Annotated in this window: 21 protein-coding genes and 1 tRNA gene; 18 read left to right on the forward strand and 4 right to left on the reverse strand. The window is 62.9% G+C overall.

Annotated elements, in window-relative coordinates; genetic code table 11:
* The first annotated feature begins 85 nt into the window (after positions 1-85).
* Positions 86-565 carry a Sec-independent protein translocase protein TatB gene (gene tatB, locus WA904_RS21325; RefSeq protein ID WP_425199130.1) on the forward strand — a complete coding sequence of 160 codons (480 nt, stop codon included), beginning with the start codon at positions 86-88 and terminating at the stop codon, positions 563-565.
* A gap of 54 nt (positions 566-619) precedes the next feature.
* Positions 620-1420, forward strand: a complete 801-nt coding sequence (gene tatC, locus WA904_RS21330; protein ID WP_425199131.1) for a twin-arginine translocase subunit TatC — start codon at positions 620-622, stop codon at positions 1418-1420.
* A 65-nt stretch (positions 1421-1485) separates the two neighbouring features.
* Here the strand turns inward: tatC and WA904_RS21335 are convergent, their stop codons facing one another.
* On the reverse strand, positions 1486-2640 hold the full coding sequence (locus tag WA904_RS21335) for a trypsin-like peptidase domain-containing protein (RefSeq protein WP_425199132.1): 1155 nt from the start codon (positions 2638-2640) through the stop codon (positions 1486-1488).
* 219 nt (positions 2641-2859) lie between these two features.
* Here WA904_RS21335 and cysK point away from each other — a divergent pair, with 219 nt between their 5' ends.
* Positions 2860-3783: a cysteine synthase A gene (gene cysK, locus WA904_RS21340; protein ID WP_425199133.1), complete on the forward strand. Its 924-nt coding sequence runs from the start codon at positions 2860-2862 to the stop codon at positions 3781-3783.
* 121 nt (positions 3784-3904) lie between these two features.
* Entirely contained in the window at positions 3905-4681 is a 777-nt protein-coding gene (locus tag WA904_RS21345) for a Nif3-like dinuclear metal center hexameric protein (RefSeq protein ID WP_425199134.1), read from the forward strand.
* Positions 4682-4697: 16 nt separating this feature from the next.
* On the opposite strand, the gene WA904_RS21350 is transcribed toward WA904_RS21345, so the two are convergent.
* The gene (locus WA904_RS21350; RefSeq protein ID WP_425199135.1) at positions 4698-5993 is read right to left on the reverse strand and encodes a diguanylate cyclase domain-containing protein; all 1296 of its coding nucleotides are present in this window, start codon (positions 5991-5993) and stop codon (positions 4698-4700) included.
* A gap of 232 nt (positions 5994-6225) precedes the next feature.
* Between WA904_RS21350 and pdxA the strand changes: the two genes are divergently transcribed.
* Entirely contained in the window at positions 6226-7266 is a 1041-nt protein-coding gene (gene pdxA / locus WA904_RS21355) for a 4-hydroxythreonine-4-phosphate dehydrogenase PdxA (RefSeq protein ID WP_425199181.1), read from the forward strand.
* 172 nt (positions 7267-7438) lie between these two features.
* Here the strand turns inward: pdxA and mscL are convergent, their stop codons facing one another.
* Positions 7439-7861, reverse strand: coding sequence for a large conductance mechanosensitive channel protein MscL (gene mscL / locus WA904_RS21360; protein WP_425199136.1), 423 nt, complete (start codon positions 7859-7861; stop codon positions 7439-7441).
* Between the two features lie 224 nt (positions 7862-8085).
* Between mscL and petA the strand changes: the two genes are divergently transcribed.
* From petA to WA904_RS21390, 6 genes are all read left to right on the forward strand, one after another.
* On the forward strand, positions 8086-8709 hold the full coding sequence (petA, locus tag WA904_RS21365) for a ubiquinol-cytochrome c reductase iron-sulfur subunit (protein WP_425199137.1): 624 nt from the start codon (positions 8086-8088) through the stop codon (positions 8707-8709).
* Positions 8710-8783: 74 nt separating this feature from the next.
* Positions 8784-10184, forward strand: coding sequence for a cytochrome b (locus tag WA904_RS21370; protein WP_425199138.1), 1401 nt, complete (start codon positions 8784-8786; stop codon positions 10182-10184).
* Positions 10185-10203: 19 nt separating this feature from the next.
* A complete protein-coding gene (locus tag WA904_RS21375) occupies positions 10204-10971 on the forward strand; it encodes a cytochrome c1 (protein WP_425199139.1) in 768 nt (255 codons plus the stop codon).
* A gap of 86 nt (positions 10972-11057) precedes the next feature.
* Positions 11058-11669, forward strand: coding sequence for a glutathione S-transferase N-terminal domain-containing protein (locus WA904_RS21380; protein ID WP_096667159.1), 612 nt, complete (start codon positions 11058-11060; stop codon positions 11667-11669).
* 162 nt (positions 11670-11831) lie between these two features.
* The gene (locus tag WA904_RS21385) at positions 11832-12365 is read left to right on the forward strand and encodes a ClpXP protease specificity-enhancing factor (RefSeq protein WP_425199140.1); all 534 of its coding nucleotides are present in this window, start codon (positions 11832-11834) and stop codon (positions 12363-12365) included.
* Between the two features lie 12 nt (positions 12366-12377).
* Positions 12378-12453 (forward strand) — tRNA-Thr (locus WA904_RS21390).
* Positions 12454-12571: 118 nt separating this feature from the next.
* Here the strand turns inward: WA904_RS21390 and WA904_RS21395 are convergent.
* The gene (locus WA904_RS21395) at positions 12572-12889 is read right to left on the reverse strand and encodes a hypothetical protein (RefSeq protein WP_425199141.1); all 318 of its coding nucleotides are present in this window, start codon (positions 12887-12889) and stop codon (positions 12572-12574) included.
* 49 nt (positions 12890-12938) lie between these two features.
* Here WA904_RS21395 and WA904_RS21400 point away from each other — a divergent pair, with 49 nt between their 5' ends.
* The 7 genes from WA904_RS21400 to eutC all read left to right on the forward strand — a co-directional run bounded on the left by WA904_RS21400 (position 12939) and on the right by eutC (position 22015).
* The gene (locus tag WA904_RS21400; RefSeq protein WP_425199142.1) at positions 12939-13919 is read left to right on the forward strand and encodes a M23 family metallopeptidase; all 981 of its coding nucleotides are present in this window, start codon (positions 12939-12941) and stop codon (positions 13917-13919) included.
* Between the two features lie 135 nt (positions 13920-14054).
* On the forward strand, positions 14055-16820 hold the full coding sequence (gene secA, locus WA904_RS21405) for a preprotein translocase subunit SecA (RefSeq protein WP_425199143.1): 2766 nt from the start codon (positions 14055-14057) through the stop codon (positions 16818-16820).
* 38 nt (positions 16821-16858) lie between these two features.
* On the forward strand, positions 16859-18100 hold the full coding sequence (argJ, locus tag WA904_RS21410; RefSeq protein ID WP_425199144.1) for a bifunctional glutamate N-acetyltransferase/amino-acid acetyltransferase ArgJ: 1242 nt from the start codon (positions 16859-16861) through the stop codon (positions 18098-18100).
* Between the two features lie 11 nt (positions 18101-18111).
* A complete protein-coding gene (locus tag WA904_RS21415) occupies positions 18112-19083 on the forward strand; it encodes an ATP-binding protein (RefSeq protein WP_425199145.1) in 972 nt (323 codons plus the stop codon).
* Complete coding sequence (locus tag WA904_RS21420) at positions 19080-19550, forward strand: NUDIX domain-containing protein (protein WP_425199146.1); 471 nt, start codon at positions 19080-19082, stop codon at positions 19548-19550. The genes WA904_RS21415 and WA904_RS21420 overlap by 4 nt, the downstream gene beginning before the upstream one ends.
* Before the next feature lie 203 nt (positions 19551-19753).
* Positions 19754-21160, forward strand: coding sequence for an ethanolamine ammonia-lyase subunit EutB (locus tag WA904_RS21425; protein ID WP_425199147.1), 1407 nt, complete (start codon positions 19754-19756; stop codon positions 21158-21160).
* Positions 21161-21184: 24 nt separating this feature from the next.
* Entirely contained in the window at positions 21185-22015 is an 831-nt protein-coding gene (gene eutC, locus WA904_RS21430; RefSeq protein ID WP_425199148.1) for an ethanolamine ammonia-lyase subunit EutC, read from the forward strand.
* Position 22016 lies beyond the last annotated feature (1 nt).

Raw genomic sequence — 22016 nt, forward strand, 5'->3', positions numbered from 1 at the left:
CTGCGCCTGCGGGCCGGCAAAGCCGGGCCCGCCGCCCTGGCTTGCAATCTCGCCACGCTCGCCCGTTCCTGGGTGCTGATCCCGCATGATTGATCTTGGCATTTCAAAAATCGCGCTGATAGGCGCAGTGGCCCTGATCGTGATCGGTCCGGAGAAACTGCCGCGCCTGGCGCGGACGGTGGGTACCCTGCTGGGCAAGGCGCAGCGCTACGTTGCAGACGTCAAGCAGGAAGTCAACCGCTCCATGGAACTGGACGAACTCAAGAAGATGAAAGAAACGATGGAAGGCGCCGCCCGCGACGTCGAAAACTCCATCCAGACCAATGCCAGCGACTTCGAGAAGTCCTGGGCTGAAACCACCGGCGCCGCCTCCACCGACGAGCTGCCGGGCATGGTCAGCTTTCCCGAATACAAACACCCGAAAAAGAACTGGCGCCTCAAGCAGGGCGCTACGCCGCAGTGGTACAAGGCCCGCTCGGGCACGCGGACACGCGCGCTCTCCGGTGCGGCGCGCGTGGCACGTTTTCGTCCCCGCCCAGGCACCTCGTCCGGGCGCAATGCCTGACCTTCACTTTTCCGCGCGTCCCCAGGCGCCACACCAACAGCGCAAACTTCCTTCATGAGCGACCCCAACACCGACAAGCCCGACGAACTCGCGGGTACCGAGCAGCCTTTTGTGCAGCACCTGATGGAGCTGCGCGACCGGATGATCAAGGTGGTGATCGCCATCGGTGTTTGCGCCGCGCTGCTGGCGCTGTACCCCGGCCCCGGCGCCCTGTATGACCTGCTGGCTGCGCCGCTGGTGGCGGCCCTGCCCAAGGGTGCCACCCTGATCGCCACCAACGTGATTTCTCCGTTTGTGGTGCCGATCAAGATCCTTTTCATGGCGGCCTTCATGATTGCGCTGCCGGTGGTGCTGTACCAGGTCTGGGCCTTTGTCGCCCCCGGCCTGTATTCGCACGAGAAAAAACTGGTGATGCCGCTGGTGGTGTCCAGTACGGTGCTGTTTTTTGTCGGCGTGGCTTTTTGCTATTACTTCGTGTTTGGCCAGGTCTTTCATTTCATCCAGAGTTTTGCGCCCAAGTCGATCACCGCCGCGCCGGATATCGAGGAATACCTGAACTTCGTGCTGGGCATGTTCCTGGCGTTCGGCTTGGCCTTTGAGGTGCCGATTGCCGTGATCTTGCTGGTGCGCATGGGCATTCTCAGTGTGGCCCAGCTGCGCGAGTACCGCGGTTATTTCTGGGTGGTCGCCGCCGTGGGCACGGCGCTGGTGACGCCGCCCGACGCAGGCTCAATGATCATGCTGCTGATGGTGGTTGGCGGCCTGTACGAAGTCGGAATTCTGGCCGCCCAAGTGTTTGTCAAACACACCAGGAAGCCCGAGACCGAGGACGACACCGAGACTGCCAAGCCTTAATAAAAAGGCCTTCAGCCGTTATTCGGCGGGCGCGAATAGCTATTAATTGGATAGCAATCAGGCGTTTACCGCTTGACTTTCGGGCGCTGCCGGGTGCCCGGTACCACCGTAATTTCAGTTTTCTTGTCCTTGCGCAGGACGCCCAGAGGGGCCTGCGCGCCCGGCTTGAGGGCCGCGACAGTGCTCAGCAGTTCGGTGACGGTTCGCACCGGCTTGCCGCCCACGTCGGTGATCACGTCGCCCGGCAAAATGCCGGCCTGTGCCGCCGGGCCGTTTTGCAGCACACCGGTGATGATCACGCCGCCGGCCTTGACGGCGTCGGGCCGGATGCCGAAGGCCTCCACCAGTTCGGGGCTCAAATCCTGCGGCTCCACACCTATCCAGCCGCGCGTCACCTGCCCGTCTTTCACGATGCTTTCCAGCACCTGCTTGCCGGTGGACACCGGAATGGCAAAGCCTATGCCCATGGAGCCTCCGGAGCGCGAGTAAATCGCGGTGTTGATGCCCAGCAGCCGGCCCTGCGTGTCCACCAGCGCACCGCCGGAGTTGCCGGGGTTGATGGCCGCGTCGGTCTGGATGAAATTTTCAAAAGTGTTGATGCCCAGCTGGTTGCGGCCCAGCGCGCTGACAATGCCGCTGGTCACGGTCTGTCCCACGCCGAAGGGGTTGCCGATGGCCAGCACCGGGTCGCCGACCTGCAGCGTGTCGGAGCTCCCCAGCACGATGATGGGCAGCTTGTCGAGTTCGATTTTCAGGATGGCCAGGTCGGTTTCCGGATCGGTGCCTATGACCTTGGCCTTGGCCTTGCGGGTGTCGTTGAGGATGACCTCGATATCGTCCGCGCCCTCGACCACATGGTTGTTCGTCAGGATGTAGCCGTTGGGGCTGACGATCACGCCGCTGCCCAGGCCGACCTGCGGCTCGCTTTGCCCGCCCTGGTCGCCGAAAAAGAAGCGGAACCAGGGGTCGTCCATGTTGGGGTTGCGCGCAGCCGCCTTGCTAGTGTTGATGCTGACTACCGCGGCCGAAGCCGCCTTGGCCGCTGCGGCAAAACTGCCGGCCGGTGCCGCCACGCCCGGCAGACCGGCCGGCGCTTCGATCACGGCCAGGGTGTTTCCCGGACCCCGGTCCAGCCACTGTGGCTTGAGCGTGGCCACCACGAAATAGGCGGCCAGGACAACCGTCACGGTTTGGGAAAACAGAAGCCAGAATTTACGCATGTTGGGATCCAGGACAAGGGCGGCCGAAGGGTAAAACGCCCTGAGGCTGAAAAGGTTGGGGGGGCGATGTGGAATTACCAAGTGTTGCGATTTTCCCCCACTTTCTGGCTGTGCTGGCCTGCGCAACGCCCCTGCGGCCGTCGGCGGGACGGGACATAATTTGCAGAACCTGCGTCCGCATCCGCCGGCGTGCCGATTGAAACACAAGGAACCCTCGCCATGAAAGCTTCCAGCGTCCTCGCCACCATTGGCAACACACCGCATATCCGGATCAACCGGCTGTTTGGCGCGGCCTGCCAGACCCACGAGATTTACGTCAAGTCCGAACGCAGCAACCCGGGCGGCTCCATCAAGGACCGCATTGCGCTGTCCATGGTCGAGGCGGCCGAACAGTCGGGCGCCCTGAAACCGGGCGGCACCATCATCGAGCCGACCTCGGGCAACACCGGCGTCGGGTTGGCCATGGTCGCAGCCGTGAAGGGCTACACACTGGTGCTGGTGATGCCCGACAGCATGAGCATCGAGCGGCGCCGGCTGATGCTGGCCTACGGCGCTACCTTCGAGCTCACGCCGCGCGAAAAAGGCATGAACGGCGCGATTGCCCGCGCCAAAGAGCTGGTGGCGCAGACCCCCGGCTCCTGGATGCCGCAGCAGTTTGAAAACCCGGCCAACATCGAGGTGCATGTGCGCACCACGGCGCAGGAAATCCTGGTTGATTTTCCGCAGGGGGTGGACTACCTGATCACCGGTGTGGGCACCGGCGGGCATCTGAGTGGCGTGGCGCAAGTGCTCAAGGCCAGATTTCCGAAGACCAGGGTGTATGCGGTGGAGCCGTCGGCCTCCCCGGTCATCAGCGGCGGCAAACCCTCGCCGCACCCGATCCAGGGCATAGGCGCAGGGTTTATTCCGGCCAACCTGCAGACGGCCTTGCTCGATGGCGTGATCCAGGTGGAAGGTGATGCCGCCAAGGACTACGCCCGCCGCAGTGCTGCCGAAGAAGGCCTGCTGGTAGGCATCTCCTCGGGCGCCACGCTGGCCGCCATTGCCCAGAAGCTGCCGGACATCGCGCCCGGCAGCACGGTGCTGGGGTTCAACTACGACACCGGTGAGCGCTATCTTTCCATCGAAGGTTTTTTACCTTGATACATGCCCCCACGCTCCCCACTTCGTGTGGTTCGCTGCCCCCCGAGGGGGCGCTGCGCCTGCGGACCGGCAAAGCCGGATCCGCGGCCCCGGCTGAAAGAAGAGCCGCTTGGTGTTACCCATGAACGCCGATAGCTCTGCCATTGCGCCGCGTGCGCTGTTGCTGGCCGCCTTCGACCAGCTGCTGCAGCCTGAACGCTTCAAGGACTATGGGCCGAATGGCCTGCAGGTCGAGGGCAAGGCCGAGGTGCGCAAGATTGTTTCAGGCGTCACTGCCAGCTTGGCACTGATCGAGGCAGCGGTGGCCGCGCAGGCGGATGCCATTTTTGTGCATCACGGCCTGTTCTGGCGTGGCCAGGACGGCCGCGTGACCGGCTGGATGAAGCAGCGCCTGGCGCTGCTGCTGGCGCATGACGTCAACCTGTACGCCTACCACCTGCCACTCGATGCGCATCCCGAGCTGGGCAACAACGCGCAACTGGGCAGCAAGCTCGGCCTCAAAGCCGACCGTTATTTCGGCGAGAACAACCTGGGTTTCATGGCCAGCGTGGGCAACGCCGGCCCGGGCGTCGCGCAACACCTGGCTGATCATGTGAAAAAAGCATTGAATCGGCCTGTAGTCCTTGTCGGACCTGCGCAATCAGCTATTAAAAATATAGCGTGGTGCACCGGCGGCGCGCAAGGCTATTTTGAGGATGCCATTGCCGCCGGGGCGGACGCTTTCATCACCGGCGAAATCTCCGAGCCGCAGGTGCACTACGCGCGCGAAATGGGTGTGGCCTTCATTGCCTGCGGCCATCACGCGTCCGAGCGCTACGGCGCGCCTGCGGTGGCAGCGCATGTGGCCGCGCAGTTCGGGCTGGTGCACGAATTCATCGACATCGACAACCCGGCCTGAGCGGACGCCTTTGCGTTCAGGCCGGCGATCGGCGTTGCCGCACTGCGTGCGACGGTCGCGTGTGGTGCGGCCGGGCCGGGCGCATGGCGTGCCAGCTGGCACCGAGTTCGGCGTTTTCCACCGGCACGGCCTGGCGGCTTATTTCGTCCAGCAGCGCGGCGCGTGATCGCATGCCGCGTGCCGCAGCCGCCATGTCTTCGGCCTCATGCAGCAGCTGGTCCACGTCCTTGCCGGCGCCCGACAGGTGCACCATGCCAACGGCGATGTCAGCGCTGAGCTTGATGCGTTCGCCGCTGAGCGAGGTTACCTCCAACGGCCGGCGCAGACTGGAGGCCACGCGCAGCCCCATCGTGCGTATCCAGCCCGGGGAATGCAGGCTCTCGATCAGCACGACAAAGCAGCGGTCGTAGTAGCGTCCTGCCGGGTTGACGACGCCGGTATGGCGCTGCATGCGCCGCGCCAGCTGGCTGTAGGCCTCGTTCAATCCATGCTGGCCGGCCAGGGCCAGCATCTGCTCGGGCTCGAACACGCGCACCACCATCAAGGCGCCGTCGCGCCGCGTGCGCGCCAGCCGGCGCTGTGCGCGAATGATTTTCTGCACGATCACCACGCTGTCATAAAGCTGGGTGGTGGGGTCGCGGTGCGACCGGCGGTCATGGCGGATCTGCAGGTCCTGGTGGTTGCGCAGCCACAGCACCACGCCGATCACGGAGATGCTCAGCAAACCCAGCAGCGCCACCCCGGCCTGTAGCAGGACCGAAGGCCGGCTGGTGTTGAGCGCCATTCCGTACAGCCCCAGCTGCAGCGGAAGTGTCAGCAGGCAGCCGGCGGCCAGTCCCCAGGCCAGCCGGTCGCCTTGCTGGGTAGCCCGCACCGCCAGCCAGAGCGCCACGGACAGGCTCAGGACGGTCAGTACGGCCGATGCGGCAAGCTGTATGCCTGACGAGGGCAGCAGCAGGCACAGGGGGCCGCCGGCCAGGCACAGCGCACTCGTGCTGCGGAAACTGATGTCGGTCAGCCGGTCGCGCCTGGGTGCCGACAGCCAGTGGCCGGCCCCATAGGTGCCCAGGCCTGCACACAGGGGACCGATCAGCACCTGCGCCGTCTGCAGCCATGGCGCGCCACCGGGCGGCAGCAGCGCTGCGGGCAAACCGCTGAGCAGGGTGAAAAACAGCCAGGAGGCGGTGAGGTAGATCAGGCTTTGTACGCTGGCGCGGCTACGACTGAAGACGGCATCTGCGACGCCCAGCAGGACCACCAGGCCGATCGAGCCCGAGGCGGCGCTCCAGATGATGGTTTCGGCAGCGTTCATGCCGCCACCCGCTTTCCCGCAGGCGCCAAGAGCAGTGTTTGCGCGAGAATACCGACAGAATGCATGTGTTCGCCTTTCTCCGTTCGGTGGTCCTGACCGCCTGTCCTTCGGTTGCTTCTGCTGGCCACCCGTCAGGTGGTTCGTGGATCCGGCGGCGCCTTGCAAACCATTATGGAGCGTTCAGATGACCAGGGGAAGACCGCGGCAGGCAGACCGATCACCAGGCGCCGTCATGCCTGTGGCCCGGCCGCTGGCCATCACCATGGGAGATCCCGCCGGCATAGGGCCGGAGATCATCGCCAAAGCGTTCCGTATAGCGCCTACCGGGCTGGCAGGCTGTGTGGTGGTTGGCGACGTCGCCACTTTGCGCCGGGCCGCGCAGCGGGTGGCCGCTGGCTGCGTCCTGCCGGTGGCCCAACTGGAGGCCTTGGCGGACTGGCAGGCGGTGCCGCCGAACTGTATTCCGGTGCTACAGAAATGTGAGCTGCCGGCGCCCGTTCCTTTTGGGCAGGTCAGCGCTCTGGCTGGCAGGGCCGCCGCCGACTGCATTGTCTGGGCAGCCCGCGCGACCCTGGCTGGCGAATGTGCCGCCATGGTCACCGCGCCGATTCACAAGGAGGCGCTGGCCGCCGCCGGCGCGGCTTTTGCGCGTTTTCCCGGCCACACCGAACTGCTGCAGGCCGAAGCCGCCGCTTTTCTCGGCAAGGACGTGTCCGCGTTGCCGGTGCGCATGATGCTGGCCAATGATGAGTTGAAGACCGTGCTGGTCAGCATTCACCTCTCGCTGCGCGAGGCGCTGGATGCCGTGACCTTCGACAACGTGCTGCAGACCCTGCGCATCACGCACCAGGCGGTACGCAGCGCCTCGGGCGGCAGGCCGCGCATCGCGGTGGCTGGCCTGAACCCGCACGCCGGCGAAGGCGGCCTGTTCGGCAGGGAGGAAGTGGACATCATCGCGCCAGCCATTGCCAGGGCCCGGGAGGAAGGCATGGATGTGAGCGGTCCCTTTGCGCCCGATACCGTGTTCATGCGGGCCAGGGCCAAAGCCGGACAGGCCGGTGAGTTTGACGTGGTGGTGGCGATGTACCACGACCAAGGCCTGATCCCGGTCAAGTACCTTGGGGTGGAGCAGGGCGTCAATGTCACGCTGGGCTTGCCGCTGGTGCGTACCAGCCCGGACCACGGTACCGCGTTTGACATTGCTGGTAGCGGCAAGGCAGACGCGTCCAGCCTGATCGCAGCCATTCGCATGGCGCGCCAGCTGGCTCATTGAGTGGATAAAGAGCTCGCAGACCAATAGGGACTGGCGCGAGAAGCTACCGAATCGATAGCGAGCGCCCTGTATTGGCAAGCGAGGGCCGCCGGTCTGGCTTTGCCAGCCGGCAGGCGCCGTCCACTGCAGGGGAGAGGCCGCTACACGAAGTGAGCGAGCCACAGGGGGGAGCCTACTTCTTCAGGCTGTCGCGGATCTCGCGCAGCAGCGCGATGTCTTCCGGGGTAGCCGCGGGCGCTGGTGCAGCCTGCTGGCGCTTGAGCCGGTTGATCTGCTTGACCATGATGAAAATGATGAACGCCAGGATCAGGAAGTTGAGCGACACCGTCAGGAAGTGGCCATAGGCAAACACCGGCACACCGGCCTTGCGCAAGGCATCCAGCGACATGTCGGTGCCCGCCGGTACCGTGCCGAGCAGGATGTAGAGGCTGGAAAAATCGAGCTTGCCGAAGACCAGGCCGACCACCGGCATGATCAGGTCGCTGACCACGGCGTCCACAATCTTGCCAAAGGCGGCGCCGATGATCACGCCCACCGCCAGGTCAATGACGTTGCCCTTGACGGCAAATTCCCTGAATTCCTGCATCATTCCCATGGAGTGCTCCTTTGCTGTGGGTGGATCAACCGGGCCGGGGCTGGTGCCCTCGCTCGAACTTGCAGCAGGAATTATGGACGCGCGTTGGCCGGCTTGCCGCCTGGCCTCGCTGCCGGAGGGGTGCCCTGCGGCTTGAAAAAGCACTTCGCGCTCCGTTACAATCCCGGGTTGACCCCAATCAGCCCCCTTTCAAGTTTTTCAAGCCCTGTTCTTGTAGGACATCCATGACCCACGCAAGCCTCAACGTGCCGCCCGGCGCACCCATTGACAAAGACAAAAGAAACTGGATCGTGACCACCTGCGCCGTCGGCGGTGCCGGTGTGGCCGCTGTCGCCGTGCCCTTCGTCAGCACTTTCCAGCCTTCCGAGCGTGCCAAAGCCGCCGGTGCGGCCGTTGAGGTGGATATTTCGGCCTTGAAGCCGGGCGAGAAGCTCACGGTGGAATGGCGCGGCAAGCCGGTCTGGATCGTTCGCCGCACGCCCGAGCAGCTGGCCGAACTGCCCAAGCTCGATGCGGAGCTGGCTGATCCGAAGTCGCTGCGAAAACCCGGAGAACTCACGCCGGAGTACGCGCGCAATGAACACCGCTCGATCAAACCCGAATTCCTGGTGGCCGTCGGCATCTGCACCCACCTGGGTTGCTCGCCCAGCGACAAGTTCCAGCCGGGTGCCCAGCCTTCGCTGCCCAGCGACTGGGCGGGCGGTTTCTTGTGCCCTTGCCACGGCTCGACCTTCGACATGGCCGGCCGCGTCTTCAAAAACAAGCCGGCGCCGGACAACCTCGAAGTGCCACCCCACATGTACCTGTCAGACGCCAAGCTGCTGATTGGTGAGGACAAAAAAGCCTGAAGCTTTGCTGGACAACCCGCCGGCGCCGCGTGGCGCCCGCCGAGTCCCCCATCGAGTAGCAAATAGGACCCCTTATGGCTGAATTCAAAGAAATTTCCCCCGATGCGCCGGCTGCCGCCAAGTTGATGAACTGGGTCGACAACCGCTTCCCGGCGAGCAAGCTCTACAAGGAGCACATGAGCGAATACTACGCACCGAAGAACTTCAACTTCTGGTACGTGTTCGGCTCGTTGGCGCTGCTGGTGCTGGTCATCCAGATCGTCACCGGCATTTTCCTGACCATGCATTACAAGCCTGATGCCGCGCTGGCGTTTGGCTCGGTCGAATACATCATGCGTGACGTGCCGTGGGGCTGGCTGATCCGCTATATGCACTCGACCGGCGCATCGGCATTTTTCATCGTGGTCTACCTGCACATGTTCCGCGGCCTGCTCTACGGCAGTTATCGCAAGCCGCGCGAGCTGATCTGGATTTTCGGCTGTGCGATTTTCCTGGCGTTGATGGCCGAGGCCTTCATGGGTTACCTGCTGCCGTGGGGCCAGATGAGCTACTGGGGCGCCCAGGTGATCGTCAACCTGTTTGCCGCCATTCCCTTCATCGGTCCCGACCTGGCCCTGTTGATCCGCGGCGACTACGTGGTCGGCGACGCCACGTTGAACCGCTTTTTCGCCTTCCACGTGATCGCCGTGCCGCTGGTGCTGCTGGGCCTGGTGGTCGCGCACCTGATCGCGCTGCATGAAGTCGGCTCCAACAACCCTGATGGTGTGGAAATCAAGGCGAAAAAAGACGCCGCCGGCAAGCCGCTGGACGGCATTCCTTTCCATCCCTACTACACGGTGCACGACATCTTTGCCGTCAGCGTGTTCCTGATGATCTTCTCGGCCATCATCTTCTTTGCGCCCGAGGCGGGCGGTTATTTCCTCGAGTACAACAACTTCATCCCGGCCGATTCGCTGAAAACGCCTTTGCACATCGCCCCGGTCTGGTATTTCACGCCCTATTACTCGATGCTGCGCGCCATCACCAGCGAGATGATGTACGCCCTGATTGCCTGCGTGCTGGCGGGTGCGGTGCTGGGCATGCTCAAGGCGAAAATCGCCGCGCTGTTCAAGCTGGTGATCGTGGGCGCGGCCGTCGTGCTGATTGCCGCCATGCTGATGATTGACGCCAAGTTCTGGGGCGTGGTTGTCATGGGCGGCGCGGTCATCATCCTGTTTTTCCTGCCGTGGCTGGACAACAGCGCGGCCAAGTCGATCCGTTATCGGCCCACCTGGCACTCGTGGCTGTACGGTATTTTTGTCGTCAACTTCCTGGTGCTCGGTTATCTGGGTATCAATCCGCCCTCAGTGATCAACGAGCGCGTGTCGCAGGTCGGAACGCTGTTTTATTTCGGCTTCTTCCTGCTGATGCCTTGGTGGAGCCGCCTGGGTACTTTCAGGCCGGTGCCTGATCGCGTGACTTTTGCTGCCCATTGAGCCGGAGACTCCTGACATGATGAAGACACTGAAACAACTGGCTCTGGGTTTTACCGTCGTGCTGGCCCTGGCCGGTACAGGCGCGCACGCTGCGACCACGGGCATGGCCTGGGACAAGGCGCCCAACAAGACCAACGACCTGGGCGCACTGCAAAACGGCGCCAAGCTGTTCGTCAACTACTGCCTGAACTGCCATTCCGCCGCCTTCATGCGCTACAACCGCCTGAAGGACATCGGCCTGACCGAGCAACAAATCAAGGACAACCTGCTGTTTGCCACCGACAAGGTGGGCGAGACCATGAAGGCCTCGATCGACCCGAAGCAGGCCAAGGACTGGTTTGGCGCAAACCCGCCTGACCTGACCGTGATCGCGCGGTCACGCGCCGGTCATGCCGGCACGGGTGCGGACTACCTCTACACCTACATGCGTACTTTCTACCGCGACGACACCACCGCCACTGGCTGGAACAACCTTGCCTTCCCCACCGTGGCCATGCCGCATGTATTGTGGGAGCTGTCCGGCGAGCGCAAGCCGCTGTTCGATGAAAAGGAAGAGCACGGCCACAAGGTCGCCGTCTTCAAGGGCTGGCAACAGATCACGCCCGGCACCATGACGCCGCTGCAGTACGACCAGGCCATGGGCGACCTCGTGGGTTACCTGCAATGGATGGCGGAACCTGCACAGAATACCCGCGTCCGGGTAGGTGTCTGGGTGCTGCTGTTCCTCCTGATGTTGACCTTTGTCGCCTGGCGCCTGAACGCCGCGTTCTGGAAAGACGTCAAGTAATTTTTCGCCGGGGATCCAGTTCCCCGGCACCTTCTGGAGTGGTACCTTCAACGGTGCCACTCCTTTGCATTTAGGAGTCCCGAGACATGATGGTCCTTTATTCAGGCACGACCTGCCCGTTTTCGCATCGCTGCCGTTTTGTGCTGTTTGAAAAAGGCATGGACTTCGAAATCCGCGACGTGGACTTGTACAACAAGCCCGAAGACATCAATGTCATGAACCCCTACGGCCAGGTGCCGATTCTGGTGGAGCGTGACCTGATTCTTTACGAATCGAACATCATCAATGAGTACATTGACGAGCGTTTCCCGCATCCGCAATTGATGCCCGGCGACCCGGTGGATCGCGCGCGCGTTCGCCTGTTCCTGCTCAACTTCGAGAAGGAACTGTTCGTCCACGTCAGCACGCTGGAAGCGCGCGCCTCCAAGGGCAACGAAAAGGCGCTCGAAAAGGCCCGCTCGCACATCCGCGACCGCCTGACGCAGCTGGCTCCGGTGTTCCTGAAGAACAAGTTCATGCTGGGCGACAATTTCTCCATGCTGGACGTGGCAATTGCCCCGCTGCTCTGGCGCCTGGACTATTACGACATCGACCTGTCGAAGAACGCCGCGCCGCTGCTCAAGTACGCCGAGCGCATCTTCTCGCGCCCGGCTTACATCGAGGCGCTCACGCCGTCCGAGAAGGTCATGAGGAAATAATGGCCCCCACGCTCGCCACTGCGTGTGCTTCGCTGCCCCCCGGGGGGGCCGCTGCGCCTGCGGACCGGCAGAGCCGGACCCGCGGCCCCTGCTTGAAGGAGCGGGTCCCCACGCCTGTAACGTCATCTGCTGCACTGGCCCGGATCTCGCGTGGCTGATTTCATGAACGCGCTCGACTCCACCTCCACACGCCCCTACCTGATCAGGGCGCTGTATGACTGGTGCACCGACAACGGGCTCACGCCTTATGTGGCTGTGGCTGTGGACGAGACCGTGCAGGTGCCGCGTGAGTACGTGAAGAACAATGAAATTGTGTTGAACATCAGTTTCGATGCCACCAGCTCCCTCAAGCTGGGCAATGACTTCATCGAGTTCAAGGCGCGGTTTGCGGGAAGTGCCCGCGAGATCATGGTGCCGATTGGCCGTGTGATTGCCATTTACGCCCGCGAAAACGGCCAGGGCATGGCCTTTCCATTGGCTGTATCCCCTTCGGCATCCTTTGAGCCTACCCCGGCAGACGGAGCGGAAGTTGCAGCGCCGTTGATTGAGCATGCGCTTGGGCTGGCATCCGAGGCGAAGGTCGTACAATTGGTTCCGCCCAACAATACTTCTTCGGCGCGTGACGATGATCCGGAACCGCCCGAGCCACCCAAACCGCAGCAAGGCAAACGTCCTTCGCTCAAGCGCGTCAAGTAAAATAGTATCCGTGCCGCTTTAGCTCAGTTGGTAGAGCAACCGCCTTGTAAGCGGTAGGTCGTCAGTTCGAATCCGACAAGCGGCACCATTCATCTCAGACCCCAGCCCTTAGGGCCGTTGATCGCCTGGCCGCAGCCGGCTATCAGTTCGATAGCAGGTCGTTCAGGCCAGGCAGGCCTTGCCGGCTGGAGACTCCGGACCGGCTACTACTTTCGGGTGATTAGTATCTTCAACCGAATTGATGTAACCTTCCAACCTTTGTCGACTAGGCGTGACTGGAGCAGGGGCAATAGCTGACGCACTTTGGCTGCAGCGGCGTTGCTGCTCACCAGCAGGCACCAGGTGCCATCTTCAATCGGCCCGGCCTGAATTGCGGGGCGCAAGGCTTTGGGGATCAGGGGTTCAATGGCCTTGAGCCGGTCACTGGATTCCTGGACAAGGCCGGCCAGCCGCGCGAGCGATGGCGAGTTCTCGACAGCCTGGCTGAAAGTGACAGCCTGGTGCAGGCGTGGGCTGGGGTTCAAGATGGTTGGGCTCAGCGGGTTATGGGACAAGTTCCAAGGAGAAGAACACGTGCATTTGATTATCACGGATGCGTGGCTTGCGCAAAGCCGTGCGATCTATCTGAGCGGGACCAAACTGGTAGTGGCGGGCTTTGTCATGGCACTGGCGCTGATGCTGGTGGCCGCAGGCATGTACCACTGGGTTTTCCTCAAGGGCGCGCGCGAAGGGTGGCCGGTCATCGGCGCCCTGGTTAAACTCATGGTCAAGGACGAGTTCGAGCAGCGCGACAGGTTCATGCGTGAAAATCTGGACGTCCTGGCCAAACGCCTAGGTGAAATGCAGGCCAAGATGATGCAGCTCGAGTCGCTCGGTGAGCGGGTATCGGGCCTGGCAGGCGTCAATCCCAATGACATCAAGACCCAGCCCGGACGCGGCGGTGCTCTGGTGGAAGGGCGTTCACTGAGCATGGAAGAGCTGCAGGCGACCCTGGCCGATCTCGACAAGTTGACGGACCAGCGCGTGGACCTGATGACGGTGATGGAGTCTAGGCTTTTCGACCAGAAGATCAAGAAGATGATGGTGCCGACCCAGCAACCGGTGGCGACCGGTGTTCTCGGGTCCGCCTTTGGGTGGCGGATTGACCCGCTGAACGGGCGCTCCGCACTGCACACCGGGCTGGATTTCCCGGCCGATCCCGGCACAGCCATCCTGTCCGCTGCGGGTGGCGTGGTCGTCACCCAGGAATACCACGCTGCTTACGGCAACATGGTCGAGGTGGACCATGGCAATAACCTGGTCTCGCGCTACGCACACGCTTCGAAAGTGATGGTCAAGAAGGGTGACCTGGTCAAACGCGGCCAGAAGATCGCCGAGGTGGGCACGACCGGGCGTTCTACCGGGCCGCACCTGCATTTTGAGGTGCTGGTGCAGGGCGTGTTCCAGGATCCCCAGAAATTCCTCACGGCCGGGCAGAAACTGCCTGCGCCCATGGCGATTGCCGCTGTTCCGTCGCCGGCGATGCAGCCCGCCCAGCCTCCCCGGCCCAGATAGCTGCAGGGCAGAGGTAAAATCGGCGGTTTGCGCGCAGTTGAAACCGGCTGGCAGCGCCCACACCTAAGTCGATACTCAATAAGGATTTCGGCCGCACTGCCCGCTCATTGGAGCTGTCAGCGCGGCCTCGCATTTATGGCTTCCAACATCCTGACCAAAATTTTCGGCAGCCGCAACGACAGGCTGCTCAAAACCTACCGCAAAAGCATAGAGCGCATCAATGCCCTGGAAGCAGAGTTCGAGAAGCTGGATGACGAGCGGCTGCGCGCCAAAACCCGGGAGTTCATAGACCGCATCGCCGGGGGTGAAACCCTCGATGCCATCCTGCCGGAAGCCTTTGCGGTGGTTCGCGAGGGCAGCAAGCGCGTCATGAAGATGCGCCATTTCGATGTGCAGATGCTGGGCGGCATGGCTTTGCACAACGGCAAGATTTCCGAGATGGGAACGGGCGAGGGCAAGACGCTGACCGCAACGCTGCCGGTCTATCTCAACGCACTGACCGGCAAAGGCGTGCATGTGGTCACGGTCAATGACTACCTGGCCAACCGCGATGCGCTGTGGATGGGCAAGCTCTACAACTTCCTGGGCCTGACCGTCGGCATCAACCTGCCCAACATGCAGCGTCCCGAGAAACAGGACGCCTACCGCGCCGACATCACCTACGGCACCAACAACGAATTCGGTTTTGACTACCTGCGCGACAACATGGTCTACGAAGTGGCCGACCGCGTGCAGCGCGGCCTGAACTACGCCATCGTCGACGAGGTGGATTCCATCCTGATCGACGAAGCCCGCACGCCGCTGATCATCAGCGGCCAGGCCGAAGACCATACCGAGATGTACCTGGCCATCAACAAGGTGGTACCCCTGCTCACGCGCCAGGAAGGTGAGGCCGACCCGCGCACCGGCGAAGGCATCATCAAGCCCGGCGATTTCACGCTGGATGAAAAGACCCACCAGGTGTTCCTGACCGAGCAGGGCCATGAAAACGCCGAGCGCATTCTTTTCAGTCTGGGCCTGATCCCCGAAGGCGCCACCCTGTACGACCCCGCGAACATCTCGCTGATGCACCACCTGTACGCCGCCCTGCGTGCCAACCACCTGTACCACCGCGACCAGCATTACGTGGTGCAGGACGGTGAAATCGTGATCGTTGATGAATTCACCGGCCGCCTGATGGCGGGCCGGCGCTGGAGCGAAGGCCTGCACCAGGCCGTCGAGGCCAAGGAAGGCGTGGCGATCCAGCCTGAAAACCAGACACTCGCCTCCATCACCTTCCAGAATTACTTCCGCCTGTACGGCAAGCTGGCCGGCATGACCGGTACCGCCGACACCGAGGCTTACGAGTTCCAGGAAATCTACGGGCTGGAAACCACGGTGATTCCGCCGAACCGCCCAAGCCGGCGCGAGGACCAGCTGGACCGCGTGTACAAGACCACGCGCGAAAAATACGAGGCAGCCATCAAGGACATCCGCGAATGCCATGAGCGCGGGCAGCCGGTGCTGGTGGGCACCACGTCGATTGAAAATTCTGAAATCATTGATCAGCTGCTGGACAAGGAAAAGCTGCCGCACCAGGTGCTCAACGCCAAGCAGCACGCGCGCGAGGCCGACATCGTGGCCCAGGCCGGGCGCCCCGGCATGATCACGATTGCCACCAACATGGCCGGCCGCGGCACCGACATTGTGCTTGGCGGCAATGTGGAGAAACTGGTCGAAGCGGTTGAGACTGACGAGTCGCTCGATGCCGGCGCCAAAGAAACCGAGATTGCCCGTCTGCGCGCGCAGTGGGTGCAAGACCACGAGAAAGTGACATCGCTGGGCGGTTTGCGCATCATCGCGACGGAAAGGCACGAATCACGTCGCATCGACAACCAGCTGCGCGGTCGCTCGGGCCGTCAGGGTGACCCCGGCTCTTCGCGTTTTTATCTGAGCCTCGATGACACGCTGATGCGCATTTTTGCGGGCGACCGGGTCCGCGCCATCATGGAGCGGCTCAAGATGCCCGACGGCGAAGCCATCGAGGCCGGCATTGTCACGCGCAGCATTGAGTCTGCCCAGCGCAAGGTGGAAGCGCGCAACTTCGACATCCGCAAGCAGTTGCTTGAATACGATGATGTGGCCAATGACCAGCGCAAGGTGATTTATCAGCAGCGCAACGACATCATGGACGCGGCCAGTCTGGAAGGGCAGATCGCCTCGCTGCGTGAGGGCTGTTTCACGGATCTGGTGCGGCAGTACATCCCGGTGGAAAGCGTGGAAGAGCAGTGGGACATTCCCGGTCTTGAAAAAGTGCTGCGCGACGAGTGGCAGATGGAGCTGTTGCTGCAGGGCGATGTGGAGGCTGCCACCGCCATCACCGATGAAGATCTGCTGGAAAAAGTGATCGCGGCCGCCAACTCGGCTTTTGCTGCCAAGGTTGAAAAAATCGGCGAGGAAAATTTCACGCAGTTCGAGCGCATCGTGCTGCTGCAGAGCATTGACTCGCACTGGCGCGAGCACCTGAGCGCGCTCGACTATTTGCGTCAGGGCATTCACCTGCGCGGCTATGCCCAGAAGCAGCCCAAGCAGGAGTACAAGCGCGAGGCTTTCGAGCTGTTCGGCCAGTTGCTCGACAGCGTGAAAAACGAGGTCACCAAAATCCTCATGACGGTCCAGGTGCAATCGGGCGAGCAGCTCGGTCAGGCCGCCGAGGAAATGGAGGACCGGGCGGAAAGGATCTCCAACGTCACCTACTCGGCGCCAACCGAAACCGGTGAGGTGGAAACCACGGTGGACGAAGAGTCGCAGCACTACAAGAAGGCCTTGCCGGACGGCGCTGTGCCGCGCGTGGGTCGTAACGACCCCTGTCCCTGCGGCTCCGGTAAAAAATACAAGCTCTGTCACGGCAAGCTGAACTGAGTCCGGCTGCCGGCCCCGTTATCTGGAGTGAAGAAACCATGCCCGTGAACCTGCTTGCCACCCCCGCCGACCAGCTTTACCCTGTGCCGGGTGTACGCTGGGGCATTGCCGAAGCGGGCATACGCAAGGCCGGCCGCAAGGACCTGTCGGTGCTGCTGCTTGATGAGGGCGCCTCGGTGGGAGCCGTGTTCACTCAAAACCGTTTCTGCGCAGCCCCGGTGCAGATCTGCCGCGAACACCTTGCCAAAAACGGCAAGCAGGGCCGCGGCATCCGCGCCATGCTGATCAACACCGGCAATGCCAACGCCGGCACCGGTGCCGATGGCCTGGGCCGGGCGCAGGCCAGTTGCGTGGCGCTGGCGCGCGAACTCAAGGTGATGCCGGAGCAGATCCTGCCGTTTTCCACCGGCGTGATCATGGAGCCCTTGCCGCACGAACGCATCGCCGCCGGCCTGCAGGCCGCGCTGGCCGATGCAAAGGCAGACAACTGGGGCAAGGCCGCCGAGGCCATCATGACCACGGACACCGTGGCCAAGGCGTTTTCAAGCCGCATCACACTGGGCGGCGCACCGGTCACGATCACCGGCATCAGCAAGGGCGCCGGCATGATCCGTCCCAACATGGCCACCATGCTGGGCTTCATGGCGACCGATGCCCGTGTCTCGCAGGGACTGATGGCACAACTCGCCACGGAGCTGGCAGAGGGCTCCTTTAACCGCGTGACTGTCGACGGCGACACCTCGACCAACGACTCTTTCGTGGTGATCGCGACCAACCAGGCGAAGCATCCGGAGATCACTTCGCTGGACAGTGTCGAGGGTGCCGCGTTGCGCGCCGCCATGCTCGATATCGCAAGAAAGCTGGCGCAGGCCATCGTGCGCGATGGCGAAGGCGCGACCAAGTTCATTACCGTACAGGTTGAAGGCGGGAAGACCGGCGCCGAGTGCCGCCAGGTCGCTTACGCCATCGCGCATTCGCCTTTGGTCAAGACAGCTTTCTTCGCGAGCGACCCCAATCTCGGACGTATCCTGGCTGCCGTCGGTTATGCCGGCATTGCAGACCTGGACCAGACAAAAATCGATTTGTATCTCGACGACGTGTTGGTGGCCAAAAATGGCGGCCGCCATCCCGACTATGTGGAAACCGATGGCCAGCGGGTCATGAAACAAAGCGAAATCACTGTGCGGGTGGTGCTTGGCCGCGGTGCAGCCACAGACACGGTCTGGACCTGTGACCTGTCCTATGACTACGTCAAGATCAACGCCGACTACCGCAGTTAACCAGGCCGCCCATGAACGAGCAGTTTGAACGCCTGATGACCCGCGTTGAGTCCCTGATGGCGCGGATTGAGTCCGTGCTGCCGCAACCCCTGAGCGCGCCGGACTGGAGCGCCTCCATCGCCTACCGCTACCGCAAGCGCAGCTCCGGCCACGGTGCGCTGGAGCCGGTGCGCCACATCGGCAACATGAGCCTCGGCGACCTCAAGGAAATCGAGGACCAGAAGGAAAAGATCAGACGCAACACCGAGCAGTTTGTGCTCGGCAAGCCTGCCAACAACGTGCTGCTGACCGGTGCGCGCGGCACGGGCAAGTCCTCGCTGATCAAGGCCTGCCTGAATGAATATGCGGCGCGGGGCCTGCGATTGATTGAAGTCGACAAGGCCGACCTGATCGACCTGCCGGACATCGTCGATGTGGTGTCCGGTCTGCCCGAAAAATTCATCGTCTTCTGCGACGACCTGAGTTTTGAAGAAGGCGAGCCCGGCTACAAGGCGCTCAAGTCCATCCTCGACGGTTCCATCGCGGCGGCCACGCCCAATGTGCTGATCTACGCGACCAGCAACCGGCGCCACCTGCTGCCCGAATACATGACGGAAAACCTCACCTACAGCCGCAGCGAAGACGGCGAAGTGCATCCCGGTGAGGTGGTGGAAGAAAAGATCTCGCTGTCCGAACGCTTCGGCCTGTGGGTCAGCTTTTACCCCTTCAGCCAGGACGAATACCTGACCATCGTCGCGCAGTGGCTGTCGTCATTCGGCGTGGGTCCGGACGCGATTGCGGCCGCCAAGCCAGCATCGCTGGTCTGGGCACTGGAACGCGGCTCGCGTAGCGGCCGCGTGGCCTACCAGTTCGCCCGCGACTACGCCGGCCGTGACAGCGCCAGCCGGCCCGTGGCGACACCGGTCATCGCAGCCTATGAGCGGCCAGGCGCTGCGTTGGCATCGCCCGACCAGGGCGACCAGGCCCCCGACCATTCGACATGAGCGTGCTGGTGGCCGACGGCGAGCGCCCGCGCGAGGGCGGTGCAGACCGCAAGGTGGTCGATGTGGCCGTCGGTGTGCTGGTCCGGCCGGATGGCGATTTCCTCCTCACCTCGCGCCCGCCGGGCAAGGTCTATGAACACTACTGGGAGTTTCCCGGCGGCAAGCTGGAGCCGGGCGAAACCGTGGAGCAGGCCCTGCGCCGCGAATTGCAGGAAGAAATCGGCATCACCATCGGTGCCGTCCAGCCCTGGAAGGTGGAGCTGGTGGACTACCCGCATGCGCTGGTCAGGCTCCATTTCTGCAAGGTGTTTGACTGGACAGGCGAATTGCACATGCATGAAGGCCAGCAGTTCGCCTGGCAGCGCCTGCCGGTTGAGGTCAAGCCGGTGCTGCCGGGGACACTGCCGGTGCTGGCGTGGTTTGCCGGCGAGCGCGCTTTTTCAGGTGCCACCCACGACGCGGACTGATGATTTCTTCCCCGGCGCCTGAGTTTGGCTGGGCGCTCCTGTATTGATAGCTGCTTGCGCCCGACTTATAAGGGCAGAGGGCCCTTTTTTCTTATAGTATTGGGTGGTAGGGGGTATCAGCCGCAACGGCTTGCCCCCAGGGCTGAATGGCCCCAAGATAAGGTGGCCGCCGCACTGTCTGCAGCGGTTTTGAGGGAAATGCCATGCCAGCCCATGCACTGAGCCATACAGCCGGTACTGTCACCTACCACTTCCACGACCTGAAGGATCTGCTGGCCAAAGCGACGCCGCTGCGCTCGGGTGACAGGCTGGCCGGCGTGGCCGCGGCTACTGACGAAGAGCGGGTCGTGGCGCAGATGGCGCTGGCTGAACTGCCGCTGGCCCGGTTTCTGAATGAAGCCGTCATCCCGTATGAAGACGACGAAGTCACGCGCCTGATCATGGACGGGCATGATGCCGCCGCGTTTGCGCCCATCCGTCATCTGACCGTCGGAGATTTTCGCAACTGGCTGCTCAGCGATGCGGTGGACAGCGCAACGCTGGCGGCGGTTGCGCCCGGCATCACGCCGGAAATGGCGGCCGCCGTGTCCAAGATCATGCGCAACCAGGACCTGATCCTGGCGGCGCAGAAATGCCGGGTCGTTACGGCGTTCCGGGGCACCATCGGCCTGGCGGGGCGCCTGTCCACGCGGCTGCAGCCGAATCATCCGGTGGACGACGCAGCCGGCATTGCCGCCAGCCTGCTCGACGGCCTGCTGTATGGCAGCGGCGACGCGGTGATCGGCATCAATCCCGCCAGCGACCATGTGCCGCAGGTGGTGCATTTGCTCACGCTGATGGACGAGATCATCCAGCGCTACGCCGTACCTACGCAGTCCTGCGTGCTGACGCACGTGACCAATACCCTGGAAGCGATAGGCCGCGGTGCGCCGGTCGACCTCGTGTTCCAGTCGATTGCCGGCACCGAGGCGGCCAACCGCAGCTTCGGCGTCAATCTGCAATTGTTGGCCGAGGCCCAAAGCGCCGCTTTGTCGCTGGGGCGCGGCAGCGTTGGCAACAACGTGATGTATTTCGAAACCGGGCAGGGCAGTGCCCTGTCGGCGAATGCCCACCACGGGCTGGACCAGCAGACCTGCGAAGTGCGGGCCTATGCCGTGGCGCGCCGTTTCAAGCCCCTGCTGGTCAACACCGTGGTCGGTTTTATCGGCCCGGAATACCTGTTCGATGGCAAGCAGATCATCCGTGCCGGGCTGGAAGACCACTTCTGCGGCAAGTTGCTGGGCTTGCCCATGGGTTGCGATGTCTGCTACACCAACCACGCCGAGGCCGACCAGAACGACATGGATGTGCTGCTGACCCTGCTGGGGGTGGCCGGCTGCACTTTTGTCATGGGCGTTCCGGGCTCGGACGATATCATGCTCAATTACCAGAGCACTTCCTTTCACGACGCCCTGTATGCGCGGCGCATGCTGGGCCTGCGGCCCGCGCCGGAGTTCGAAGCGTGGCTGGAGAAGATGCAGATCGCCAGTGCAGGGACGCAGGGCGGCGGCTTCCAGCTGACGGAAAACCTGCCGCCCGTTTTTCATGACGCCTTGCGCCGGCTGGGCTGAGTCGGTTCACAGCAGTAGAAGCCCATGAGCGTTTCCAAAACAATCGTTGTCACCAATCCCTGGCAGCAACTGCGCGGGTTCACCGCGGCGCGTATTGCATTGGGCCGCACGGGTGTCAGCCAGCCGACGCAGCCGCAACTGGCGTTCCAGCTGGCCCATGCACAGGCCCGTGATGCGGTGCATCTGGCGCTTGACGTGCCGCAACTGCTCCATGATCTTGAGAGTGTGGCACTGGCGCGCACCCAGGACTGTCTGGTGCTGGACAGTGCTGCGGGCGATCGTCTGCGCTACCTGCAAAACCCCGACCTCGGGCGGCGGCTTGACGAGGCCTCACGTGCCCGCCTTGCGGACAGAACGCCACCGGCGGCTGCGCGCAATTACGACATGTCGGTGGTGCTCGCAGATGGCCTGTCGGCCCAGGCCATTGCGCAACATGCAGTGCCGTTCTTGATTGCCCTCGGCCGCCGTATCGCGGCAGAAAACTGGTCGCAGGCACCGCTGGCCATCGTGCGGCAAGGGAGGGTGGCTATCGGCGACCAGGTGGCCGAGCTGCTCGGCGCACGGCTGGTGCTGCTCCTGATCGGCGAACGCCCGGGCCTGAGTTCTCCCGACAGCATGGGCCTGTATCTGACCTGGATGCCGCGTGTGGGCCTGCGGGACGACAGCCGCAATTGCATCTCCAATGTACGGCCGGCGGGATTGTCTTATGAAGAAGCCGCGCTCAAGACGCATTACCTGCTGTCTGAAATGCAGAAGCGGCAGTTGTCGGGCGTCCTGCTCAAGGACGAGAGCCCCGGTGGCCCGGCTTTGCCGCGCTCGCCGGGGTACCATTTTCTGCTGGACCGCCCTGCCTGAA

Origin of the sequence: Polaromonas sp. (genome assembly GCF_049790275.1) — a bacterium.
In the GTDB taxonomy this organism is placed as follows: Bacteria; Pseudomonadota; Gammaproteobacteria; order Burkholderiales; family Burkholderiaceae_C; genus Polaromonas.